This window comes from Bacteroides sp. 1_1_30, assembly GCF_020982715.1.
Taxonomy (GTDB): Bacteria; Bacteroidota; Bacteroidia; order Bacteroidales; family Bacteroidaceae; genus Bacteroides; species Bacteroides xylanisolvens.
This window is the reverse complement of the sequence record NZ_JAJKHN010000009.1, coordinates 35965-59746: the sequence shown is the minus strand read 5'-3', so window position 1 is coordinate 59746 and position 23782 is coordinate 35965. Positions and strand designations below refer to the sequence as shown.

General features: G+C 43.4%; 13 protein-coding genes. 6 read left to right on the top strand and 7 right to left on the bottom strand.

Going from position 1 to position 23782, the window contains the following annotated elements; genetic code table 11:
• The first annotated feature begins 13 nt into the window (after positions 1-13).
• Both LPH68_RS03755 and LPH68_RS03750 read left to right on the top strand, forming a co-directional pair.
• A complete protein-coding gene (locus LPH68_RS03755) occupies positions 14-2041 on the top strand; it encodes a RagB/SusD family nutrient uptake outer membrane protein (RefSeq protein WP_055234949.1) in 2028 nt (675 codons plus the stop codon).
• Between the two features lie 18 nt (positions 2042-2059).
• Entirely contained in the window at positions 2060-3655 is a 1596-nt protein-coding gene (locus LPH68_RS03750) for a fibronectin type III domain-containing protein (protein WP_015532384.1), read from the top strand.
• Between the two features lie 227 nt (positions 3656-3882).
• On the opposite strand, the gene LPH68_RS03745 is transcribed toward LPH68_RS03750, so the two are convergent.
• The 5 genes from LPH68_RS03745 to LPH68_RS03725 form a co-directional block, all read right to left on the bottom strand.
• Positions 3883-8457 (bottom strand): hybrid sensor histidine kinase/response regulator transcription factor, encoded by a 4575-nt coding sequence (locus LPH68_RS03745; RefSeq protein WP_192923095.1) that lies wholly within the window; start codon positions 8455-8457, stop codon positions 3883-3885.
• A gap of 90 nt (positions 8458-8547) precedes the next feature.
• Positions 8548-9888: an ATP-binding protein gene (locus LPH68_RS03740; protein WP_134985078.1), complete on the bottom strand. Its 1341-nt coding sequence runs from the start codon at positions 9886-9888 to the stop codon at positions 8548-8550.
• A 332-nt stretch (positions 9889-10220) separates the two neighbouring features.
• Positions 10221-11969, bottom strand: a complete 1749-nt coding sequence (locus LPH68_RS03735; protein ID WP_004315063.1) for a pectinesterase family protein — start codon at positions 11967-11969, stop codon at positions 10221-10223.
• A gap of 359 nt (positions 11970-12328) precedes the next feature.
• The gene (locus LPH68_RS03730) at positions 12329-13300 is read right to left on the bottom strand and encodes a pectinesterase family protein (RefSeq protein WP_004315061.1); all 972 of its coding nucleotides are present in this window, start codon (positions 13298-13300) and stop codon (positions 12329-12331) included.
• Positions 13301-13309: 9 nt separating this feature from the next.
• Positions 13310-14509 carry a glycoside hydrolase family 88 protein gene (locus LPH68_RS03725; RefSeq protein WP_151923406.1) on the bottom strand — a complete coding sequence of 400 codons (1200 nt, stop codon included), beginning with the start codon at positions 14507-14509 and terminating at the stop codon, positions 13310-13312.
• A gap of 301 nt (positions 14510-14810) precedes the next feature.
• On the opposite strand from LPH68_RS03725, the gene LPH68_RS03720 reads away from it, so the two are divergent.
• From LPH68_RS03720 to LPH68_RS03705, 4 genes are all read left to right on the top strand, one after another.
• A complete protein-coding gene (locus LPH68_RS03720; protein WP_004301502.1) occupies positions 14811-16217 on the top strand; it encodes a PTS galactitol transporter subunit IIC in 1407 nt (468 codons plus the stop codon).
• A gap of 67 nt (positions 16218-16284) precedes the next feature.
• Entirely contained in the window at positions 16285-17205 is a 921-nt protein-coding gene (gene kduI, locus LPH68_RS03715; RefSeq protein WP_004301501.1) for a 5-dehydro-4-deoxy-D-glucuronate isomerase, read from the top strand.
• Between the two features lie 328 nt (positions 17206-17533).
• The gene (locus LPH68_RS03710) at positions 17534-19051 is read left to right on the top strand and encodes an MFS transporter (protein ID WP_008642154.1); all 1518 of its coding nucleotides are present in this window, start codon (positions 17534-17536) and stop codon (positions 19049-19051) included.
• An 87-nt stretch (positions 19052-19138) separates the two neighbouring features.
• Positions 19139-19279 (top strand): hypothetical protein, encoded by a 141-nt coding sequence (locus LPH68_RS03705; RefSeq protein WP_153882606.1) that lies wholly within the window; start codon positions 19139-19141, stop codon positions 19277-19279.
• 176 nt (positions 19280-19455) lie between these two features.
• Here LPH68_RS03705 and LPH68_RS03700 read toward each other — a convergent pair whose 3' ends face one another.
• A complete protein-coding gene (locus LPH68_RS03700) occupies positions 19456-22977 on the bottom strand; it encodes an AAA domain-containing protein (protein ID WP_151923407.1) in 3522 nt (1173 codons plus the stop codon).
• Positions 22940-23776 carry a twin-arginine translocase subunit TatC gene (tatC, locus tag LPH68_RS03695; protein WP_004301498.1) on the bottom strand — a complete coding sequence of 279 codons (837 nt, stop codon included), beginning with the start codon at positions 23774-23776 and terminating at the stop codon, positions 22940-22942. Before tatC ends, LPH68_RS03700 begins: the two co-directional genes overlap by 38 nt.
• Between the last annotated feature and the right edge of the window lie 6 nt (positions 23777-23782).

Below are 23782 nucleotides of genomic sequence, written 5' to 3'. Positions count from 1 at the left end.
AACAGATACATATATGAAATCAATTATAAAATACATCATTGGAGGAATGGGGTTACTGAGCATCACCTCTTGCAGCGATTTCTTAGATCAAAGCTCTCCTTCCGAAATCAAAGGCGACATGGTTTTCAACTCGCTTACTTTTACAGAACAAAGTTTGAACAAAGTATATGCAGGGCTTACCCTCGACCATACTTATGGTGCCCGCATCCCTCTGAATTTCGGATTCAATACAGATATTGAACTAGTAGATGCCGACGTTAACAAACCGGCTTCTTTCACCGAATCCAGTGAGCGCGCTTTAGGTAATTACAATGGAGAAAGCATCAGCGGTTCCTGGTCAAAACTGGATGACAACTGGAAAAACTGTTTCGCCATTATTGAAGACGCCAATCTTGTCGTAGAAGGAATCCGTTCTAGCGAGTTGTTCCAAGAAGGAAATCCGGCACGCAACAAGATGGCTAATTTCTTGGGTGAGGCACTCACCATCCGTGCTATGGTCTATTTCGACCTTGTAAAAAACTATGGAGACCTGCCAATGAAATTCGAAACGACCAAGGTAGACGGTTCCAATTTATATGTAACCAAAAGCGACCGAGACGACATCATGGAACAATTGCTGAGCGACTTGGAAGAAGCTGCAAACTATCTCCCTTGGGCAGGCGAATCCGGCTATACGACCGAACATGCCACTGCAGGTTTTGCTCACGGCTTGTTCGCCCGCATCGCCCTTGCCAAAGCCGGCTACAGTATCCGCGAATCCTCCAAACCCGGCTATGAGACACTTGCCGGCTCTGACGGTACATACCCTACCCAACGCCCAGGAGAAGCAGAAAGAAAACTGTTGTATGAACGTGCACTGAAACATCTGACAGCTGTTATTGGAAGCGGTGTACACAAGTTGAATCCTTCGTATGCAGACCAATGGTTCCAAGTAAACCAGCGGAAATTGGACAATACTTATAAAGAAAACCTATACGAAGTAGCACACGGTCTGAATAAATCCGGAGAAATGGGATATACCATTGGCGTGAGAATCAGCGGTGCAAGCAGCTACTACGGTGCTAAAGGAAACTCAAGCGGAAAAGTGAAATTAACCGCTCCGTTCTTCTGGTCATTCGACCACTCTGACCTGCGTCGTGACATCACATGTGCCACTTATGAACTCAAAGAAGAAAACGGGCACATCAAAGAAAATATGCAGAAAAACGCCCCATTCGGTATCTATGTAGCAAAATGGGACATCCGCAAAATGAACGACGAATGGCTGAATGCTGTCCGTGCGAGCGATGCAAAAATTGGATATGGCATCAACTGGATTGCAATGCGTTATTCCGACATACTATTAATGTATGCTGAAGTTATGAACGAACTGTATGGAGCTGATGCAGCCAATCCATTGGGTGGAACTGCCATGACAGCCCGTACCGCACTGACAGAAGTTCACAGCCGCGCGTTCGACAACAAAGCCAATGCACAAGCGTATGTAGCTGCTATCTCATCAGGTGACGATTTCTTCAACGCCATTGTGGATGAACGCGCATGGGAATTTGCCGGAGAATGTGTCCGCAAATATGACTTGATTCGTTGGGGATTACTCTCTAAGAAGATCGACCAATTCAAAGAAGACTACCGCCAACTCACTACCATAGCTCCCAAATACATATTCTATAAGATGAAAGCCGATGATGAATATTCCATCGACATGAGTAGTATTTGCTGGTATGAATATCCCTCCTTTGTCAGCGAAATCAATAACGAATTGGATGTCAAGAATGCCATAAAGAACGCCGCAGATCCCAACTGGAAATACGTTCCGGGCTGGGGAACTTTCCCAAATGGAAAGATAGAGAAAGACGCAACTACAAAGCAAGAAGTGTTCAAAGAGGACGGAAGCACCTCCAACGACTCCAACCTTTCGGGATTAACGGACTATGTTAGCACAGGTCTGAACAAGACCGTAAAAAACAGGCATTTGATTCCACTAGGTAGTAAAACGATTTCAGAATCAAACGGAACATTAGCCAATTCATACGGATTCTAATTGATAAAAACGATTATTATGAAAATTAGTACAAATATACACACGCTATTAAGCATCATTTGCTTAACAGTTATTTCATTTTCGTCTTGCGACAAAAGTAATGACTGGAGTTCGGACGAACGATACAACCGCTTATTCCGCAGCAACAATCTTGCGGTTACTCCCCAAACATTCGAAGCAGAGGTTATTTGGAACGCAACTCCCAACACCGACTACTATATCATAGAGGTAAATAAAAACGAATTTACAAATGACGAACTGCAAGAAGGCTCTATCATCTACGGAGAAGACAAAGGCATTACAAGCAGCCCTTACAGTATCACAGGACTAGAAGAGCAAACGACGTATTACTTGCGTCTGCGTTCCTGTTCCGAATCTGCCCAACCGTCTAAATGGTGCACTTTGGAGGATGGCACTTTCACCACGAAGAGCGAACAAATTATCGAAAGCAGCAGCAACGTGACCAGCAAGAACGCCACCATCCACTGGACTGCAGGAGTGGACGTTACCCACTTCCTCATCGAATCTACCGAAGAGGAGACACGCCGCGACATCACCGCCAACGAGAAGAATGCTGGTCAAGCTACGTTGACAGGACTCAAAGCTGCCACCACTTACAAAGTTTCTATCTATAACAATCAGAAGTTGAGAGGAAACTGTAAATTTGAAACAACAGAAGACTTTCCGGAAGGATACAACATAGCCAACCTGAAAGAGGGCGATGATATTGATGCGGTTCTTGCCGAACAACAAGGAGATGTAGTACTCGTCTTCCCTGCTGGAAGCACTTTCGAACGTACGGAAAAACTCAGCATTCCCGCATCGGTAAATGCAATTATCTTCTGGGGCGCCTCCGGTGGGACACAGCCTAACTTCAAGCCCAAAGAAGTGACAGCCACAGAAAATACGACTTCTATCAAGTTTTATAACATGAACCTCTACAACAACGGTAAGAGTGGCGACTATATGATTAATCAGGATGCCATGACAACGGATGTAAACATCTCTTTCGACAAATGCAACGTATCCAAAACTCGTGGTATATTGCGTGTGCAAGGCGGCGGTGTGGATTGCTCCATCAATAGTATAGAGTTTACTAATACCACCTTCAGTGAAATCGGTTCGTATGGTGTCATCAACACTAAAGACATGACGGGAAATCTGAATTCCATTCATATCAGTAAATGTACATTCAATAATGTAGCAGCTACCGACGGACCGACATTTACACTAACAGCAAAAAATACAATGCATCCTATCACATTCAATATCGATCAATGTACATTCTATGCTTGCGATCAAAAAAGTGGAAAACACTTCATTGATGCAAACAAAGTGGAACTACATGATATCAGAATCACAAATTGCTTATTCGCCAACTGTGGTAGCAGCGATGCCAAAAACAAACTATGTAGCATAAAGGGTATCGTTAAAGAGACCTCCGACAACTGGTATACCACCGATTGCGCATGGCACAGTGAGGCACAAGCGATGTGCACCGAATATAGCAAAACATCTGCCGAACTCTTTGAAGATCCTGAAAACGGTAATTTCAAAATTAAAGACGCTTTATTCAAGAACCGTGCAGGCGACCCTCAATGGTTCAGTGAATAATATAGTTTTTACCTAAAAAACATATAAAAAAGATAGGGCGAATGTATATTTGAATATATACACTCGCCCTACTTTTTTATATACATTCCCAAGCAAATGAACGTTTACAAACAAAGCATATAAAATACACTTTGAGTTTGGAATATATGAATTGAGAAGTTCATAGGAATAGTCTCTCAAATCATTTATATCCTAAAATAGAATAACAAAAAGATTATTATTACGTATTACCGGCCTATTTTTTCCTTATACTCAGTTGGTGTCATACCCACTTGTGCCTTAAAACATTTGCTAAAATAACGCGGGTCGTTGATTCCGACCATATATGAAATCTGCGTCATATTAAACTCTCCGGTTTCAATCAGTTGCGTAGCACGCTTGATGCGTATTTCTTTGATAAACTCAATAGGTGCCAGTCCTGTCAATGTCTTCAGCTTCTTGAAGAACACGGAACGACTGACAGCCAGTTCACGTACCAAATCATCCACTACGAGGTCTCCATTATCCATGTTCTGCTCCATCAATTCCACCAGTTTATCCATAAACTTACGGTCATTTGGAGACATATCAGGAATGGTCGGTTGCTGTTGTGACTGTAATTGCGTTTGCTCTTCTTCTCGCTCCGACACTATCTTTTTTTCCTCTTCAGCCATAGCCTTTGTCGACGCAGGCAACTCGCCGGAAGTAACGGACATATTGATATGCATCAGGCTATCCCGATAGAAACTTTGCAGTTTCTTACGCTGCATCAACAGATTTTCCACACGGGCTTGCAGATAGGTAGCACTGAAAGGTTTCGTGATATAATCATCCGCACCATATTCCAATCCTTCCAGTTTACTTTCAATCGTAGTCTTGGCAGTAAGCAGGATAATAGGTATATGGCTGGTTGTCATATCCGCACGCAGTTCACGCGTCATTTCAATACCGTCTTTCTCGGGCATCATCACGTCACTGATAATAATATCCGGAAGATACTTCAATGCTTTATTCGCTCCTTCCCTACCATCGGCAGCTTCCACTACCCTGTACATCGGAGTAAATATACTACGCAAGAATTCACGTAACTCCTGATTATCTTCGACTAATAACATCAGTTCTTTGGAGTTTTCTTCTTTCGCAGCATCTTCCTCATAAACGGCTTCAATTTTCTCCGAATCATCGGGTATCAGCGTTTCAGACTGAATGGAAGAGTTGGCTATATCCACCACTTGCCCCATCCTTACCGGAGCTTCCGCATCTTCCAGGATAAACTCGGTTTCCTTATCATAATGTTCTTTCCCTTTCAGGAAATCGACTTTGAAACAACTTCCCTCTCCCAAACGACTATCCACGGAAATTGTAGCCTTGTGCATCTCCACAAGCTCTTTCACCAATGAAAGTCCGATACCCGTACTAGCCTGATTGAACAGATTCTTGTCCACCAGATTCTCAAAACGGACAAACAAGGACTTCTTTTTATTTTCCGCGATACCAATTCCCTGGTCTTGTACACCGATAGAAACTGTATTCTCATCTTCACGGATAAACATCGTTATCATCTTGCCATTCGGCGTATACTTAAATGCATTGGAAAGCAGGTTGAATACAATCTTTTCCAGCTTATCGGCGTCCACCCAAAGATAAAGATGCTCCTTTTCCGTCTGAAACAGGAAATCAATCCGATGCTCTTCGGCCACAGCCTCAAAATTATCCATCACCTTGCGCACGAAAGGAACGATGTCCACACGCTGTACCTGCATCTTCATCTTCTTGTTCTGAATCTTACGGAAGTCCAATATCTGATTGACAAGACGAAGCATACGGCTGGTGTTCCGTTCAACCACCACCAACTGTTCGCGGGCATCAGCCGGCAATTTATCATTCTTCAAGACTTGCTCTACCGGACCTGCTATCAACGTAAGCGGAGTACGCAACTCATGGGATATATTCGTAAAGAAGCGCAGTTTTATATCCGAAATCTGCTGTTCGACCGACACTTCATGCTTCAACCGGTAAATGGTGAACAGGATATAAACGGCCACAAGAATAATAATCAGAATGAAAAGTATATAAAGCACGTATGCTATCGGCGTTTCCCAGAAAGAAGGCAGAATGACAATATCCAAGATACGTTCGTTATCCACCCACACACCATCGCTATTGGTAGAACGGACGCGGAGCACATACTCTCCTTTCGGAAGATTCGTATAAGTCACGCTACGCTGTTTGTCGGCAAAGGTCCACTGTTTTTCAAATCCGTCGAGAATATAAGCATACTGTATATTCTGCGGATTGGTATAATCGAGTGCCGCGAAATGAACGGAGAAAATATTCTCTTTATGCGAAAGTACCAATTTATCAGTGTCGTCAATATCCACTTTCAATAATGAGTTGCCGCCGGGGGTAATGTCCTCATTAGCCACTGTCAGTTTGGAGAATACGATAGGCGGGATATAGCTGCTCTTACGAATAGAGTCAGGATTAAATATAAAGACTCCGCCACTGGCACCGAAAAGCATGCTTCCTTTAGCAGTTAATGCCGAAGCGGCTTCACTAAAACGTACGGGGAAAGTGATACTACGTTCGTCATAACTTTCAAAACGTTCTTCAGAGGGGATGAACTTACAAATTCCATTCTCTGTACTAATCCATAAATTCTGCTTACTATCTTCGCGGATGGAAAGCAGGACATCAGAAGGAAGACCATCCAATACGGAATATGATTTGAATTCTCCGTGACCGTCCTTACTGATAGATACCAGTTTGTTGAGTCCGCCGCCGAAAGTAGCCAGGTAAAGTTCCTTTTTCTTGGTGGAGATAATCCAATGGACATCATTATTACTCAAACTTTGCGTATCATTCGGCATACGGGAGAAATGATAGAACTTCACATCCTCCGGTTTCTTAAAATTCTCATCAAAAGCAACGGCACCCGTAGTTGTTCCTACCCACAAGCGTCCGTTGTTATCGGAAGTGATGAAACGAGCTTTGTAACAAGGATCGATGGGATAACCTTTCAGGTTGTTCCGGTGATTGATAAACAATGTCTTTCCAGCTTCATTCTCCGTGATATAATTGATACCTCCGGCAAAAGTTGCCAGCCAGATACGACCATAATGATCTTCATAGACGCAATATACATTATTATCGCTCAAACTGTACATATCATCTTCACGATGAAGATAACGGGTCAACTTATAAGACATTCCGTTGGAAGAAGTCGGCTCGGCACGAACAAGGCCGTCTCCTTTTGTCGCAATCCAGATGATTCCTTTTGAATCCTGAATAACAAAATAAACGGTTCCCAACATGGGAGTACCGATGGTAGAGATCGTGCCGTTTTCGGTGAGGTATCCTTTATAAGTTTTGCCGGCATCATATATACGAAGTATACCGTCTTTCAAGCCAACCCACAAATTGCCCAGTTTATCTTCACACAGGGCACGCACCTCATTATGCAACGATTCGTGTTCATGAGGCATAGGGGTCATCATCGCAAAGGGTACATTTCGATAAGTCACCTTCTCCAATCCTTTGGAGTGGGTACAAAGCCACAGATTACCTTGTTTGTCGGAAAAGGCCGAATGAATCTTATTGGAAAAACGCCAGTCACGGCTACCCAGTCCGTTATAGAAAGGAACCAAGCATTTTTTTTGAGGATCGAAGTAAGAGAAACCTCCTCCGTAAGGATGTACCCAAAGATAACCGTTTACGTCTTCATGGATATGAAAAGCCGGACGGGAACGTTCGGGATTACTATATTCTATTGGAATTTGTTCACGGGTCACCACTCCGGTCGAGGGATTAAAATGAGCTACAACACCCGGTTCTTCCTGTTCGAACCACACTTCCGAAGAACGGTCTACATAAGCAGAAAGGATCGGCTTTGCGGGTAACGCCTTACAAGCCAGGAACGAGTAATGTACGTTTGTTTTTGTTCGCAGGTTGTAAGTAAAGAAGCCATCCGAATCGGTAGTAATAACGGATACGTCCGGTGCAATGGGATGAATGGAGGTTATCTGTCCTTTTGTGGGAAGCTCGATCAACGTAAACTCTCCGCTTTCTTTCTGATAAGACCAGATGCGTCCATGATCCGAGGCGAAGCAAATATCTTTATCGCGTTCCTGCACAGCATAGAAAGCCTGATTCATTCCGCCAAACTTTCCTTTTGTCTCCGTAAAATAAGAATCCGGCTCTTTCTTTCCGGGATGGATCATACCGAGGCCATTATCCGTCAACAACCAGTCATTGCCGGCTTTATCCTGATGAACTTTGAATACATGTAAAGAAGGAAACAGTTCTGTCTTGCTGGAATAAATATCCCATGTCAAGCGATTATTCTCATCCGGATGCGTCAGGATGCGGATAGCTCCATCGTTTTCCGTTAGCAGCCAGACGGTTCCGTTCGGCATCACTTCAATGGTATGCACATTGAAAGCACTCCCCTCTTCTCCGGCAGCAGGCACTTGCTCGAATGTCTCTGTCTTCGGGTCGAAACGATGGACACGGTTGTCATAAGTCAGCAACCACAGAAAGCCGTAACAATCTTCATACATACGGTCTACACGGTTATTGGTCAGACTGATGTAGTTTCCCTGACGAGCCTTGTATGTTTTGAAAGTATAACCGTTGAAACGGTTGATACCATCCCAGGTGGCAAACCAAAGGTTGTCTTTGTGATCCTGCAAGATGTTCATCACCGTATTTTGGGATAATCCATCTTCAGTAGAATAGTGGGTGAAAAAACAGTGCTGTTGCGCGTATGTTGAGAACGCAATAGCTAACAAAAGAATTACTGAAATTAAGGTTTTCTTCATCATATCACTCGGTTCTGTGGCGTAAAGATAGAAAAATACTTGTAGTATCATGCAATCTTTAGCGGCTATTTAACAGAATCGGGCCAACATGACTTATGTCTCTATTTTTTTTAAAATATTAGGCAATGCGGCTATCATGTAAAAAGGAAGGTTGATAAGTTTGAAATGTTTTCCTTCATTAGTAGTAACTTCGTCTATGGCATAATTCCCCGACCAGATTCGAACTGCCAAATCATGCTCCGTTTCATTCATAAACTGATGAATGGATTTTAAGTGGGCGTTGTGTCCGTTTTTCACTTCAATTGGAATGATTTTCCCGCCATATATGTATACAAAGTCCACTTCTGCAGAACTCCCCCTTTTAGCCCGTACCCAAAACTTTTGCTTCTTACCTACTTCGTTGGAAAGAGCTTTTAATTCCTGCGCAACGATTTGTTCGGCAGCCATACCTCTCCATGTATCCGTCAAATCTTTACTAAGAAGATATTCTTTTTGTATTTCAGCCGCATAATTTACTAGTCCTGTATCCAGCCAGATCAATTTAGGAGCGCGTTTCAAATCTGTGGTAGCTGGCATTATCGTATGAGTGGTAGGATATACCAACTCCAGCAACAATGCTTTTTCCAGAGTACGGAAAGCCTCGCCCGTTTCACGGGCTTTGTAAGCGGACTGTGCAAATCCTCCTAAAGTGACAGCTTGCCCTGCATATCCCCAACCTTCTTCCAGTATGTAACGAATCACCGCAGCTTGCGTGTTTGTCCCCGCATACTTTTCCACATCATTCTTGTAGGCATTTAGCAGTTGATTGTAAGTATCGGACAAGGATACAACATCTCGGTTGGCAGCATACCTCGCTACAATTTCGGGCATCCCGCCTATCAGTGCATAACTATTAAAAAGTAGCATTAATTGTTGATGGAAAGCCTCCGGCAAACGTGCTTCCAAAATCCAATCTACAAACCGTCCCTCTCCTATTGCCTGAAGAAATTCAATAAAGGAACACGGATGCAAAGCCATATACTCCACCCGTCCTACAGGCAACGAGATGTGTTTGTCCAACATATTTTCCAGAAGAGAACCTGCTGCAATAACATACAACTCCGGCAATTCCTCGTAAAAGTACCGCAACAATGCAACAGCTTGTGGCGACGACTGTATCTCGTCGATAAAAAGCAGGGTTCGTCCCGGCCTCTGCGGCTTATTATCATACAAAAACAATAAAGGCAGCAGCATCTTTACATCATCAGTAGACTCAAACAAATCCTTTGCCTCTTTCTTTTCAAGATTTAAAGACAGGAAATTATCAAATTCTTTGCCAAACTGCTCAACAATAGTGGTCTTCCCTACTTGGCGGGCTCCTCTCAATATCAGAGGTTTTCTATTATTTTTCTCTGCCCACTCATGCAACTGATTCTGTATCCTTCGTTCAAACATATCGTAATTTGTTTATTTACAGTTACAAATATACAAATTTGTTTCATTGCAGGGGTGAATTTACTCATTTTTTGTTTCATTGCAGAGGTAAATTAGCTTAATTTTTGTTCCATTGCAGAGGTATATTACACCAACTTTGTACCAGTTCAATAAAGTTGTACCAGCTCAATAAAGCAGTGTACCAGTTGAGCATATGCAGTTCCGCCCTTTCAGGGCTTATGTTTGGTGTATACCTATCACGTAGGGCAATGCCCTACGCTATATAATAGAAGGCTTTCAGCCTATTAAACTACTTCCGAAACTTGAGTAAACAATCATATCTGTTCGTCAGATCAACGCTTTACCGTTATCAGTTTATTTCCGTTCTCTATCGGATTCCATCCGTCTTCTCCTGCCAAAACTGCATTTATCTCATATCCTTTCAGATTCTTCAATTGTTGGGAGAAAGCAGCGCGCGCTTTCGGATGGGCTCCTTCGCCCCGACTTTCATATTCGGCATAAAAGACAGTTTTCTCGTTTTCCTTCTTGCCCCAGTTGTTCCAGCCAACGGGAAGAATGTGTTTCCCCAATTCGCAACGGATGAATACAGCTTGTGCATACGGACGCCAGGGACGGGACAGATACACTTTTGTGGCTTCCGGTTCCGCAGTCAGTTTGCAATTATAGAATACATAGCCATATTTTTTACCTTTATCAGTAGAGGGAGCGGTGACATAACCATCCCGTTTGCTATGAATGTGGCAACGGTTGAAAACAGCCGTAGACCAACCGAAGATAAAATCTACCGTTCCTTCGATGTAGCAGTCTTCATAATATTGGCGGCTTTGCTTGCTGTATGTATAGAGGGTATCCTGGAAGCCGAGGAAACGACAGTTCTTAAAATAGACACGATCGGCAGACACAAAGCAGGCAACTGCCTGTCCTACGGGACCTGATGAGTTCTCGAATGTGATATTCTCCGCATAAAAATCGGGGGCATAGATGTAACAGCTGGACGAACCGGAAGTTCCCATGTTCTCGCCGAATACATTTTTCTTGTTTGCAAAACCGTCATAAGTCAGTATCGCACTGTCTTCTCCAATCAAAGAGATATTAATCTTGGATTCAGGGATGATGAGTTTCTCTTTATAAGTTCCTTTACGAATCAGGATAGTGGTACGGACGTCTTTGCGAAAATCGGGAACAGCATTGATAGCTTCCTGCACGGTAAAGAAATCACCGCTACCGTCTTGGGCCACTACATAATCGAATTGACGGATATATTTCGCCAGTTCCGGAATTTCCTTGCCGATGGCATCCACTGCCAGTCCGGCAATTGTTCGTGCTCCGTATACGTTTAAATGAGTATTGTCTTCACGACCTTTCGGGAAAGCCGGCACCTGATTGGGTTCGACAAACATAAATAGTTTCTTTGATTCTACTGGTCCCAGTTCCTGCACCAGGTCGTGGGTGATTTTATTCATGTCGATGAAAGTCACTCCCAGTTCTTTTGCCACATTGCGGGGAGCATCCAGATAGGCGCCATGCGTATCGAATAAAACAATTCCTTCTTTCGGTTGTTCCTTTTCCCCTGGTGTGCGGCGGACATCTTTTGCGATGGCATCATCCTTCGGCTGTACGAAATTTCGACGGACGATAGAGTTGAACAATACCGGTATTCCACCTTTGGCGCGGGTTTCATTCACATACCGACGAAGATTTTCATCAAAAGTACTGCCCGGATCGGTGTGACGGGTAGAGTCTGCTTTCTCATCATTATGGCCGAACTGAATAAAGACATAATCTCCTTTTTTCACTTTAGAAATTACTTTTTCCCAGCGTCCTTCGCTGATAAAGCTCTTAGAACTTCGACCGTTGGCGGCATGATTGTCTATCCGTATGTCTTCGGAGAAGAATCCGGGAAGTACCATTCCCCAACCACGTTCGGGATTTCCTCCGTCTATTTTCTTGTTAGCCATTGTCGAATCACCTATCATAAAGATAGTGATGACCGGTTTGTCTGCACGAAATGCAGAAAAAAGAATAAGAGCCGTTGCAAGTAGCCCTACCATTTTAACCCTAAGTGTTTTCATATTCTTCATCCCCTCTTACGAGTTTTATTTTTTGTTTTTATCTGCCACCTGCAACGTTTTGCTTGTATCTTACTTGCAATCAACTGATTGCAGCGTTGCAGATACTGTTGCAGATACCGTTGCAGATGTTTATCTGCAACACCTTATATAATCCTGTTTTGCACGCAGGCAAATTCAGTTTCCACGCATAGGAACTACAGTTTCCCCGGGAAGAAACGCTAGTTTCCACGTAGAGAAACGACAGTTCCCACATAGGGAAACTGCAGTTTCCTGCCTTGGAACAGGAGTTTTAAGCTAGGGAAAGCAAAGAGCCAAGCCCGGAAACAAAAATTTCAAGCTGCATAAACAGTCGGAAAACCTACGTATTTTTATTTATAGGGATACCAATTACTGCTTTCCTTAAAGATATTTTGCGGAGTATACTTCATTGCCTCCTTATTTGTCAACTGTTTAGCCCATGCCACACGCCCGGAAGTATCTGCGCCCGCACCCGTATTTCCGAATTCGGCATAACGGGCTGTCTTTTCGTTCTCCGGATTCTTCCAATTGTGCCATCCTTCGGGACGGATATGATTACCAAACTCACAATTGATAAAGACCGTTGCCGCATAAGGACGCCACGGACGACCTAAATATACTTTTTTCACTCCCGGAGCGGCCGTCAACTTACAGTTTTTGAAAACATAACCGAATTCTTCACTTTGAGGAGTGGAAGCGGCAGTGATATACGAATCACGTTTACTATGCAGTTCACAATATTCGAATAGAGCGGTGGAAGGACCAAAAATAAAATCGGTAGTTCCCTCGATATAGCAATTTGTGAATAAGAGACGCGCTCCTTCGGTTCCTGTATAAATAGTATCCTGATTTCCCAAGAAACGACAGTTGACAAACATCAGTCTGTCACCTTCGGTGTGAAGAGCTACCGCTTGCCCCAGTGGAGCCGCATTATTTTCAATCGTCAGGTCTTTGAAAGTGATGTCATTCCCTTCCACTTTTACCGTATAGGTACGGAAAGTACCCATCTTATTGATATTGGCATGGTCATCGTAAGTGATAATCGTTTTTTCTGCGCTTTCGCCCACTAATTGCACATTCTTTACCCAGGAAGGAATGACCAGTTTTTCTTTGTATATACCGTTCTTGATAAATATCGTCACCGTATAATCCATAAAAGCGCGGACAGCTTCCACGGCTTCCTGAATGTTACGATACTCCCCTGTCCCGTCGCGTGCCACAACTAATGTGTCTTTGCGTTGCTGTTGTTGTGCATAAACAGATGTTGCTCCCACACCCAGTAGAAGCAAACACATCATTCCTTTAAAAATACTCCTTTTCATTGTCGGAAATTACTTTTGTAAACGTTCGTATTCCAAGCTAGCCATAATAAAAGGTCCTACGGCTTTAGGATCGTTATTGCGGATAGTTTCATTAATATAATAGTCATAATCGCCGGAACGATAGACCTTTCCTCCCAATCCTGCCACTGCACAAGCCTTGGTGATGGTTACCAATCCGTTCTTGTCCACTTCGATAAAATTATCCAGGAATCCTTTGTAGCCCTTCAATGCCACATCCAGATAAGACTTATCAATATATCCCAAACGAACCGCCTTAAAGAGCGAATAAATAAACATAGCGGAACAGGAAGATTCTACGTAATTACCCTTATCACCACTCCGGTCCATCACCTGATACCATCCTCCGGTCTTCGGGTCCTGAAGTTTCTTCACCTGCACAGCTACATTATTCAATATATCAAGCAGGGAATCTCTTCCGGCTTCATGTTGCGGAATAAATTCGAGCACATCCACCAATGCCATCGCATACCATCCCATTGCACGTCCCCATGTATGTTTCGATTGTCCGGTCACCGGGTCCGCCCAACGTTGAGTGCGGCTTACATCGCACGCATGACGATAAAGACCATTCTTAGGATCGTACGTATGACGGGCACAAGTGACAAACTGGTTGATTACATCTGCATAGTCCTGCGGAAGATTATTACGGAATGCATATTCCGCGTAGAAAGGAGCTCCCATGTAAATTCCGTCCAGCCACATTTGGTGGGGATAAATCTTTTTATGCCAAAAACCACCGTCCTCATTACGCGGTTGTCCTTCAAACTGGCTATAAAGCAGGTCGAGCGCTTTCTTATATTTAGGATTCTTGGTCTGCTCATAGATACGGAAAAGGATTTTTCCGGAGTTGATACGGTCAAGACTGTAATCGGTTAATTTATAAGCGGTAATGCTTCCGTCTTCGTGCACCATTGTATCCGCATACGCGATGGCGTAATCGCTAATTTTCTTGTCGCCATAAGCGTCGTACACATCGAGCATGGCTCCCAGTTCAAGTCCGTGGCAATAATCCCATTTCAGTTTCGGCTGAAAGTCGAGCTGCCAGGATTCGGGGTAACGGATCATTTCCGATTCAGTCAGTCGCACAGACCAGGGAAGTTTGCTGTCTACCTGTTGTGCCGATACAGAAGCGGTCATTGTAACCAATAAAGCCACTATAAAAAAATTATAAAAAGGAGTTCGTCTCATGGTTTGTTATTTTAAGGATTCAACATAGTCTTTTTTCACGGTACGAAAGTAGTGTTTTTCCTCCAAACCCAGTGGGATTTTTTAGTCAAGTAGGTGCATTTTTTGTTTTTCGTGCACGGAAACGACTAATTTTGTGCACGCAAACGTCAAAAATGTCCATTTTTGATGCAATATCTCATAAATTAAGAGTTTCGTTTTGGAAGAAAGCAAAAAAGGTCTTACTTTTGGCACGGTTTACAACTAATACCCTCTGGGGAAACACAGGTAATTTATCATTAAAACAGAGAAAAAATAGAACAGAATGGAAGAAGTATTTAAGTACATTATCGGTCTTGGAGCGGCAGTAATGATGCCAATCATTTTCACGATTTTAGGAGTATGTATCGGTATTAAACTTCCCAAAGCGCTGAAGAGCGGTTTGTTGGTTGGTGTCGGTTTCGTTGGTTTATCAGTAGTGACGGCATTGCTCACCAGCAGTCTGGGTCCGGCATTAAGTAAAATGGTTGAAATCTACGGATTGGAATTGGGAATTTTCGACATGGGTTGGCCTTCTGCTGCGGCGGTAGCTTACAACACTTCAGTCGGTGCTTTCATCATCCCTGTTTGCTTGGGAGTCAATTTATTAATGTTGCTTACCAAAACAACCCGTACCGTTAATATCGACCTTTGGAACTATTGGCACTTCGCATTTATCGGTGCTATCGTCTACTTCGCTTCCGACAATATCTATTGGGGATTCTTCGCTGCCATCATCTGTTACATCATTACACTGGTAATGGCTGATATGACTGCTCCTGCTTTCCAGAAGTTCTATGATAAAATGGACGGTATCTCTATTCCTCAACCGTTCTGCCAAAGTTTCGTTCCGTTTGCTATTGTAATCAATAAACTATTGGATAAAATTCCGGGATTCGACAAGCTGAATATCGATTCTGAAGGTATGAAAAAGAAATTCGGATTGATGGGTGAACCGCTGTTCTTGGGTATCGTAATCGGTTGCGGTATCGGCGCATTGGGTTGTGCCAGCTGGAAAGAAGTATTGGATAATATTCCGGGCATTTTAGGACTGGGTATCAAGATGGGTGCGGTGATGGAATTGATTCCACGTATCACCAGCCTCTTTATCGAAGGTTTGAAACCGATCTCTGACGCTACCCGCGAACTGATTGCTAAGAAATATAAGAATAACACCGGTTTGAGCATCGGTATGAGCCCTGCACTGGTTATCGGTCACCCGACTACCCTGGTGGTATCTCTGCTGTTGATCCCTGTCACTATCTTCCTGGCTGTTATCCTTCCGGGCAACCGTTTCTTACCGCTGGCTTCTCTGGCAGGTATGTTCTACCTGTTCCCGATGATTCTGCCTATTACAAAAGGTAACGTAGTGAAATCATTTATTATCGGCCTGGTAGCATTGATTGTAGGTCTGTATTTCGTAACAGGACTGGCAGGCTTCTTCACACTGGCTGCTAAAGATGTATACGAAGCAACAGGTGACCCGACAGTAAACATCCCCGCCGGTTTTGAAGGCGGCGCACTTGACTTTGCTTCCAGTCTCTTCTGCTGGGGTATCTTCCACCTTACTTACAGTCTGAAGATTATCGGCCCTGCCATCCTCGTGGCACTGGCACTCGGAATGGCTATCTACAACCGTATCCGCATGACTAGAAACGACGCAAAGAACGCATTGAACAGTAATAAGGAATAAGTAGAAAAGCCTTTAACTGATAATAATAAGTGGTATATAATATATAACTCAATAAAAAACTCGAAAGATGAAAAAATTAGCAATTGCAATGATGTTGGGTATCGCAGCAATGTCTGCCTCCGCCCAGGTGAATTACAAGATGCAAGTGGCTTGCAGCCCGCAAGACGTGAAAACGTATGATACTAACCGCTTGCGCAGTAGCTTCCTGATGGAAAAAGTAATGGTTCCGAACGAAATCAACGTTACTTATTCTATGTACGATCGTCTGATCTTCGGTGGCGCAGTACCTGCAACAAAAGAATTGGTACTTGAAACAATCGACCCGCTGAAATCTAAATTCTTCCTCGAACGCCGCGAACTGGGTGTCATCAACATTGGTGGCGAAGGTATCGTAACCGTAGACGGTAAAGAATATACGCTGAAATTCAAAGATGCCCTGTACGTAGGTAGAGGCAAGCAGAAAGTGACTTTCAAGAGCAAAGATTCCAGCAATCCTGCCAAATTCTACATCAACTCGGCTACTGCCCACAAGGAATACAAGACTCAATTGATTACTATCGACGGACGTAAAGGTTCTCTGAAAGCAAACTCATTTGCTGCCGGAAAGCTGGAAGAAAGCAACGACCGCGTTATCAACCAGTTGATTGTTAACAACGTACTTGAAGAAGGCCCCTGCCAACTGCAAATGGGATTGACTGAACTGAAACCGGGTAGCGTATGGAACACCATGCCGGCACACACTCACTCTCGTCGTGTAGAAGCATACTTCTACTTCAATGTACCGGCAGGAAATGCTATCTGCCACTTCATGGGCGAACCTCAAGAAGAACGCGTCGTATGGATGCAGAACGAACAAGCTATCATGTCACCGGAATGGTCTATCCACGCTGCTGCCGGAACAAGCAACTACATGTTTATCTGGGGTATGGCAGGTGAAAACCTCGATTACGGAGACATGGACAAGATCAAATATACAGAAATGCGCTAACCGTTGCGTATTCCTGTATGACATATAATTTTTCAGACGCAGATAACGCGGATAGCACGGATCAAAAAATAAGAATCCGCATTATCCGCGTCATCTGCGTCTAAAAGATTAGACTCATTTGCTCTTGATTCACAAACTCGTTTATCTTCTTTCTGTATTACCCCCAACGTTGCAAATGATAATGCTATGAGACATTTTTATATCCTTTGAAACAAATAGCATATATAATGCAACGAATAATACATGATTTTGACCAATTTTTACAAATAAAATTCAGTCGAAATACCGACCTTTGTCAACGAAACAAAATCTATTTAAATCCATTATCATGAATGCATTTCAAAAAACAGGCGAAAAGATGACAAACTACAGATGGACCATCTGTGCTATGCTATTTTTTGCTACTACAGTTAACTATCTCGACCGTCAGGTTCTCTCATTGACGTGGGATGAATTTATCAAACCGGAATTCCACTGGGACGAATCTCACTACGGTACTATTACTTCTGTTTTCTCCATTGTATACGCTATATGTATGCTGTTTGCCGGTCGTTTTGTCGACTGGATGGGAACTAAAAAAGGTTTTCTATGGGCTATCGGTGTATGGTCGGCAGGTGCTTGTCTTCATGCCGTTTGTGGTATTGTCACAGAAGCACAAGTTGGACTTCATAGTGCAGCAGAACTGGCAGGTGCCACAGGAGATGTGGTAGTGACTATTGCTACGGTCAGTATGTACTGCTTCCTCGCCGCCCGCTGTATCCTCGCATTAGGAGAAGCTGGTAACTTCCCTGCCGCTATTAAAGTAACCGCAGAGTACTTCCCTAAAAAAGACCGTGCTTATGCTACTTCTATCTTTAATGCCGGTGCATCTATCGGAGCATTGATCGCTCCTCTTACCATTCCTATTCTGGCAAAAATGTTCGGTTGGGAAATGGCATTTATCGTAATTGGTGGACTTGGCTTTATCTGGATGGGATTCTGGGTGTTTATGTACGATGCACCGTCGAAAAGCAAACATGTCAATCAGGCAGAACTTGACTACATCGAGCAAGATAATCGCGAAGCAGGCAGTGCTCCAATGACAGACGAAAAAGATGAAAAGAGAATGAAGTTCTGGCAATGTTTCAGCTACAAACAAACATGGGCCTTTGTCTTCGGTAAGTTCATGACTGACGGCGTATGGTGGTTCTTCCTTTTCTGGACTCCGTCTTATCTGAATACACAATTCGGTATCAAAACCTCCGACCCGCTGGGTATGGCGTTGATCTTTACGCTTTATGCAGTGACTATGTTATCTATCTATGGTGGTAAACTACCTACTATCTTCATCAACAGAACAGGTATGAATCCGTATGCAGCCCGTATGAAAGCGATGCTAATCTTCGCCTTCTTCCCGCTGGTTGTACTGTTAGCACAACCGTTAGGTACTGTTTCTCCATGGTTCCCGGTTATCTTAATCGGTATTGGTGGAGCTGCTCATCAATCCTGGTCGGCCAATATATTCTCTACCGTAGGCGATATGTTCCCAAGAACAGCTATTGCAAGTATCACCGGTATAGGTGGTATGGCAGGAGGCGTAGGCTCTATGATTCTTCAGAAAGTGGCAGGTAACTTGTTCGTATATGCTTCCGGAACAACGATGGTTGACGGTCATGAGGTGGAAATGACGAAAGAGTTACTCGAACAAGGGGCACAATTTGTTCACCCTGCCATGACATTCATGGGCTTCGAAGGTAAACCGGCCGGATATTTCATCATCTTCTGCGTGTGTGCAGTAGCTTATCTGTTGGGTTGGGTTATCATGAAGGCATTAGTTCCGAAATACAAACCTATCGTATTGGATTAAATCTATTCGTACAGATAGAATCGTTAAAAACAAAAGAGTAACTCGTCGCCGAGTTACTCTTTTGTTTTTAACCAATTATTCAAAAAAATGAAAAATGAAAAGAAAAATAAAAAAGCCTCTTCTCACGAAGAAGGCTTTTTAGGTTTACTTATCCTGCATCATCCTCCTGCAAAATTTTTAACCGAAACACTAGAAACAGTGTTTTTGCATTCCTATAATGAAGTATAGTAAACGTTAAGATGAAAAAAAGGGAAGTCTCACGACTTCCACAATTCTTCTAACCTTAAATCTAAATCTCTATGAAAAAAACGTGTTGCAAATATAGGCGTTTGTTCAACATAGAGGTGTTAATGAATTGCATAAAGAGAGAATAAAAACTAACATCTGCAAAATGATGCAATTTTTCAGAAGCTTTCTATTAATTTTAATAAACTTTTATAGAGTGGATTGCGTTCGAGGAGCTCGGGAACTCCTGTAATGAACATCTGTTTTCTTGCACGGGTCAAGGCAACATTCAGTTTCCGGTCGATCAAAACACCCTCTTCTTCCGTCAGATTGGATAGAAATTTTAGTTGGTAAGGGTAGTTGACACAGAAGGAATAGATTATTACATCACGCTCGCTTCCCTGGAACCGTTCTACTGTGTCAACCAGGATTCGGTTCAGAGCTGGAATACCTAATGATTCTATTTCTTTTTTTATCAATGCTATCTGACTCCGGTAAGGGGTAATGATCCCTAAAGTACGGGATTCGTCAAAATCTGTCTGATGATCTTCATAAATGCGAGCAGCTAAGTCGGCAACAATACGTGCTTCCGAATAGTTGATCTTTGCAGATGCTCCGGCCTTTTCCGGCACAGAGGGATAAAAAGCCAAACGACAGATAGTATCGGATGATTCTATTTGGTGAGGCAGGCCGACAGGGATCAGACGCCCTCCATAAAAGGCACGATTAGCAAACAAAGCAACTTCCGGATGCATTCGCCCTTGACGGCATAGCATATCGTAGGAGCGATGAACTGTTGCAGTACAGTTCCGGTAGAGGCGTTCAAACAAGGAATCTTTCAGATTGGTCAACCCGATAGACAGTAAAGATTCATCATAAATGGCCGATTGCTCCGTATTTTGCTGTACCACAGCAGGCAGTTGTTTATGATCTCCGATCAACACAAACTTATCTATTGCATCTTTTCCGTCTTCTCCACGTGCACAGAGAATGCCTAACAACTGCGGTTCCAATATTTGGGTAGCTTCATCAATAATAGCTACATCAAAATGTTTCAGACAAAACAGTTCCGGTTTGCCGGAAATAGCCGCTACCGTTCCCACAATAATCCGACAATTCCGGATGCGTTCGTACACTTCCGAACGACGGCTACAAGAGGATAATTCATTTTCAATCAGATGCCCGCGGTAGGCTTCATCACATGATAATTCACTTCCCACACGTATAAAATCAACAGCCGGAGCAATGGAAGCCAGCGACTTGCATATCTCATCGACAGCCCGGTTGGTGTATGAAAGCAAAAGAATCTGCGCATCTTTATCTGCATGAAAAGTCTCCACCATTTTCTTCAGGGCACATGAAGTTTTGCCTGTTCCCGGAGGCCCGATAAGAAGGAAATAATCCTGTGCGGCTTTTGCTTTCAGGGCGATTCGCGTAAAATCGTCTTCCGAACGGGAAATCATGGAATCCAATGATTCATCAAACCGAGGAGGACGCTGTGACAACAATAAGTCACGCCGCTCCTTCCTTGCAGAAAGATAAATATATAACCCCTGATACATCGAGCGGAATGTTGTATCCATTGTATCATGTTCTATCGCATAAAGGCTTTCGGCAGGAAGTACGGATGGATTCTGCTGGGTAGCACGTAAGCGGATACCTATTTCGTTTTCTGTCAAGTATTCAATATTGCCCTTGAAAACCATTTTATTGGTAACGTTATCTGTATCGCGGTTACGTTCATAAAGGATAATGGCGTCGCCTTGACGGAAATTAGGAAGAGAAGTCTCTGTTTCAAGAGCTTCACTTCTGACAGTCTTACTTGCAGAGGCTTCATTTCCAAGAATATCTTTTCCAATAGCTTTATCTCCGGTAATGTCATTTCCAATAGCTTTATCTCCAGTAATATCATTTATGGTAGCCTCATTCAACAAAGTTTCCCCAGCCTTCTCCTTTTTAAAGAAAGAAAAAGTAAGTCCGGCTTTATGTTCATCGGCAGCATGATTCTCCTTTATTTTCAAATCATAAATGATTTCTCCGGCCTCGCATTTCTCCGCTAATGTAGAAAGCCATAAAGAAGCTGCCCCGGTACGTCCTTCATAATCCACATCACCGGATTTTGAAGTATAAAGTTCCTTTGTAATGAAGTTGTACACCGCATAGAAGTAATTCTTTTCCAGTGGAGAAAGAGCTTTCAGTTTCGATTGAAAGTTATCAATAGAAGGACGCAGATATGTTTCCCAAAAACGTCCTTTCAATCCTCGTTCATTCAAGGTGGAGGCATTGATTTCTTCCAGTTTTTGTGCCGTATATTCCAGACTGTTGCGTAATTGGACGCCATATTCATCGGCCACAATCCGGTTACGCAAATCAATCACCCGACGTACCATCGCCCATGAAGGACGGGAGGGATAAAGGAGCGGATAACGGGTATAAAGCAAATAGGCTTTCACTTTCCGGTGATCCATTCCCATCGAATATTGCAGGACTGCTTGATAAAGTAACATCTGTACTTTATTATTCTCCTTCGGCTCTACCTTGCCTCGGATAGCGTATTCATCCGCCTTGCCGGATTTCATTTCTATGAAAGAAGACATATCCCGCTGCATATAGTCGAGACGTCCCTGAAGTCCGAGTGCTTCACAGATATAAGACGGTTCGAGCACGGCATCCGTCTTGTCCAGTTCATAACCGGCTGCATGAAAGGTATCATTGACCGTTTCACGAATATGATCGAAGTGCAGTTTGCAGTCCTCAAAGAATTGGCGTTCTTTCTCTTTGTCGCGCAAATCGGAACAGGCAGCCAGCTCAATAGGATAACGCCGGAAGGCTTTCTGCATACAGGTACGATAATCTATGTCTTCACTCTTCGCATGAATCCATTCGTCCAGGAAAAGATTGGCTATATTTCCCAGTAACAGAGGCCGGGCATTTTCGATCGGTTGAAGACGGGAAAGAAAATAATTGGCCGGATGATGCCCGTAATCACGGAAACACTCTGCCAAAGAACTGATGTCAAGTAAATAATCCGGTTCGAGTACAATGAAAGAAGGAGTCAGGATTCCCGCCTCATCCACTGCAACATCCAATAAATTGACCTGGGCATGACGCCAAAGCAGTTTGCACGTTTCTGCAAACTCTTCATTGATTTGAGGGATATTATAACGAACTAAATATGGTTTCTCCGAGACTTCGTCCAAGGGAGTCACATACAAATATTGCTCGTCAGCATACTGGAAGCAGACACGCATCCGCTGCACCCGTTCGCGGGCAGGAGGCGCAACCAGATAGGTGGCATCCGCACGCGGAAGTAGGCGGTATAATTCCAAGGGAATATCCTCTTCCAAGAGTTTACGAATAAAAAAAGCTAATGTTTTCGCATCGCGCAAGAGTTGTTCCCGGTTGGGCTCCTGCTGGCGGTTCAAGATAGCATTCGAAGTGAGCCGGAAAGTATGCAGCCGGTTCTGCTCTGCAACAGAGAGACCGACCTTAGCCGCCACAAAACTGATTCGTGCGGAAAGGTCGGTCATCTGTAAGCTTTCGTTTTGCATTTGCGCGCGACAAATACGCTCCAGCAAGTCGCGCATTTGCTTATATCCTACGGCAAGATAAGCATCTTCCGTCCGGCAAACTGCTAAAAGGATTTCATAAGATTCTATCGCTTCACTCTTCGGACAGGGCAACTTCATCTCCAGCTTCATCTTCAACTTCCTCTTCTGTTTTCTTCTTGTCCTTTATCATCAAAATACTCATCTCGTACAACAGATAAAGCGGAATAGCAACAACACTCAAGGTGAACGGGTCTCCCGTCGGAGTAATAATAGCAGCAGCTATCACTATGACGACAACCGCATGACGGCGGTATTTCCGCAGGAAGGACTTGTTGACCACTCCCATTAAAGAAAGCAACCATGTAACCAATGGAAGTTCAAAAGCCAATCCCATGCAGAGAATCAGCATCATAAAATTGTCGATATAAGAATTGAGCGACAGGATATTCTCCACTTCCGAACTCAACTGATAAGTAGAAAGGAAACGGAGAGTCAACGGATAAACCATAAAGTAGCCCAACAGTACACCGATGAAGAACATCAGTGTTCCGATAGTCAATGCTTTACGCACGCCCTTTCTCTCATTCGGATAAAGGGCGGGATTGATGAAACGCCATATTTCAAAAAAGATATAAGGCATAGCCGTCACCACCGACATCCAGAATGCTGTCGACATGTGAATAAAGAAAGGAGCAGCCAAGTTGATATTGACCAGCTTCACATAAAATTGTTGCGTGAAGAAGTCATCGGTCAAATCAAATGTTTTACCGATATGCCGTAATAAATCGTAGAATATGAAATCATTGTGGCAAGGCGCAAGTATTACATGGTCGAAGAGGTAGGGCATAGCAATAAAATAGCCTATTGCCAATACAAACCAAACTCCAACTACCCGAAAAAGTACCTTACGCAATTCGTCCAAATGATCCCAAAAGGTCATTTCTGCCATCCGTAT

Excerpts from the sequence above, each read along its gene's own strand:
- LPH68_RS03755 (WP_055234949.1), top strand. The coding sequence starts at position 14 with ATGAAATCAATTATAAAATACATCATTGGAGGAATGGGGTTACTGAGC.
- tatC (WP_004301498.1), bottom strand. The coding sequence starts at position 23,776 with ATGGCAGAAATGACCTTTTGGGATCATTTGGACGAATTGCGTAAGGTA.
- LPH68_RS03710 (WP_008642154.1), top strand. The coding sequence starts at position 17,534 with ATGAATGCATTTCAAAAAACAGGCGAAAAGATGACAAACTACAGATGG.
- LPH68_RS03700 (WP_151923407.1), bottom strand. The coding sequence starts at position 22,977 with ATGAAGCTGGAGATGAAGTTGCCCTGTCCGAAGAGTGAAGCGATAGAA.
- LPH68_RS03720 (WP_004301502.1), top strand. The coding sequence starts at position 14,811 with ATGGAAGAAGTATTTAAGTACATTATCGGTCTTGGAGCGGCAGTAATG.
- LPH68_RS03740 (WP_134985078.1), bottom strand. The coding sequence starts at position 9,888 with ATGTTTGAACGAAGGATACAGAATCAGTTGCATGAGTGGGCAGAGAAA.
- LPH68_RS03705 (WP_153882606.1), top strand. The coding sequence starts at position 19,139 with ATGAAAAATGAAAAGAAAAATAAAAAAGCCTCTTCTCACGAAGAAGGC.
- LPH68_RS03730 (WP_004315061.1), bottom strand. The coding sequence starts at position 13,300 with ATGAAAAGGAGTATTTTTAAAGGAATGATGTGTTTGCTTCTACTGGGT.
- LPH68_RS03725 (WP_151923406.1), bottom strand. The coding sequence starts at position 14,509 with ATGAGACGAACTCCTTTTTATAATTTTTTTATAGTGGCTTTATTGGTT.
- kduI (WP_004301501.1), top strand. The coding sequence starts at position 16,285 with ATGAAAAAATTAGCAATTGCAATGATGTTGGGTATCGCAGCAATGTCT.
- LPH68_RS03750 (WP_015532384.1), top strand. The coding sequence starts at position 2,060 with ATGAAAATTAGTACAAATATACACACGCTATTAAGCATCATTTGCTTA.
- LPH68_RS03735 (WP_004315063.1), bottom strand. The coding sequence starts at position 11,969 with ATGAAGAATATGAAAACACTTAGGGTTAAAATGGTAGGGCTACTTGCA.
- LPH68_RS03745 (WP_192923095.1), bottom strand. The coding sequence starts at position 8,457 with ATGATGAAGAAAACCTTAATTTCAGTAATTCTTTTGTTAGCTATTGCG.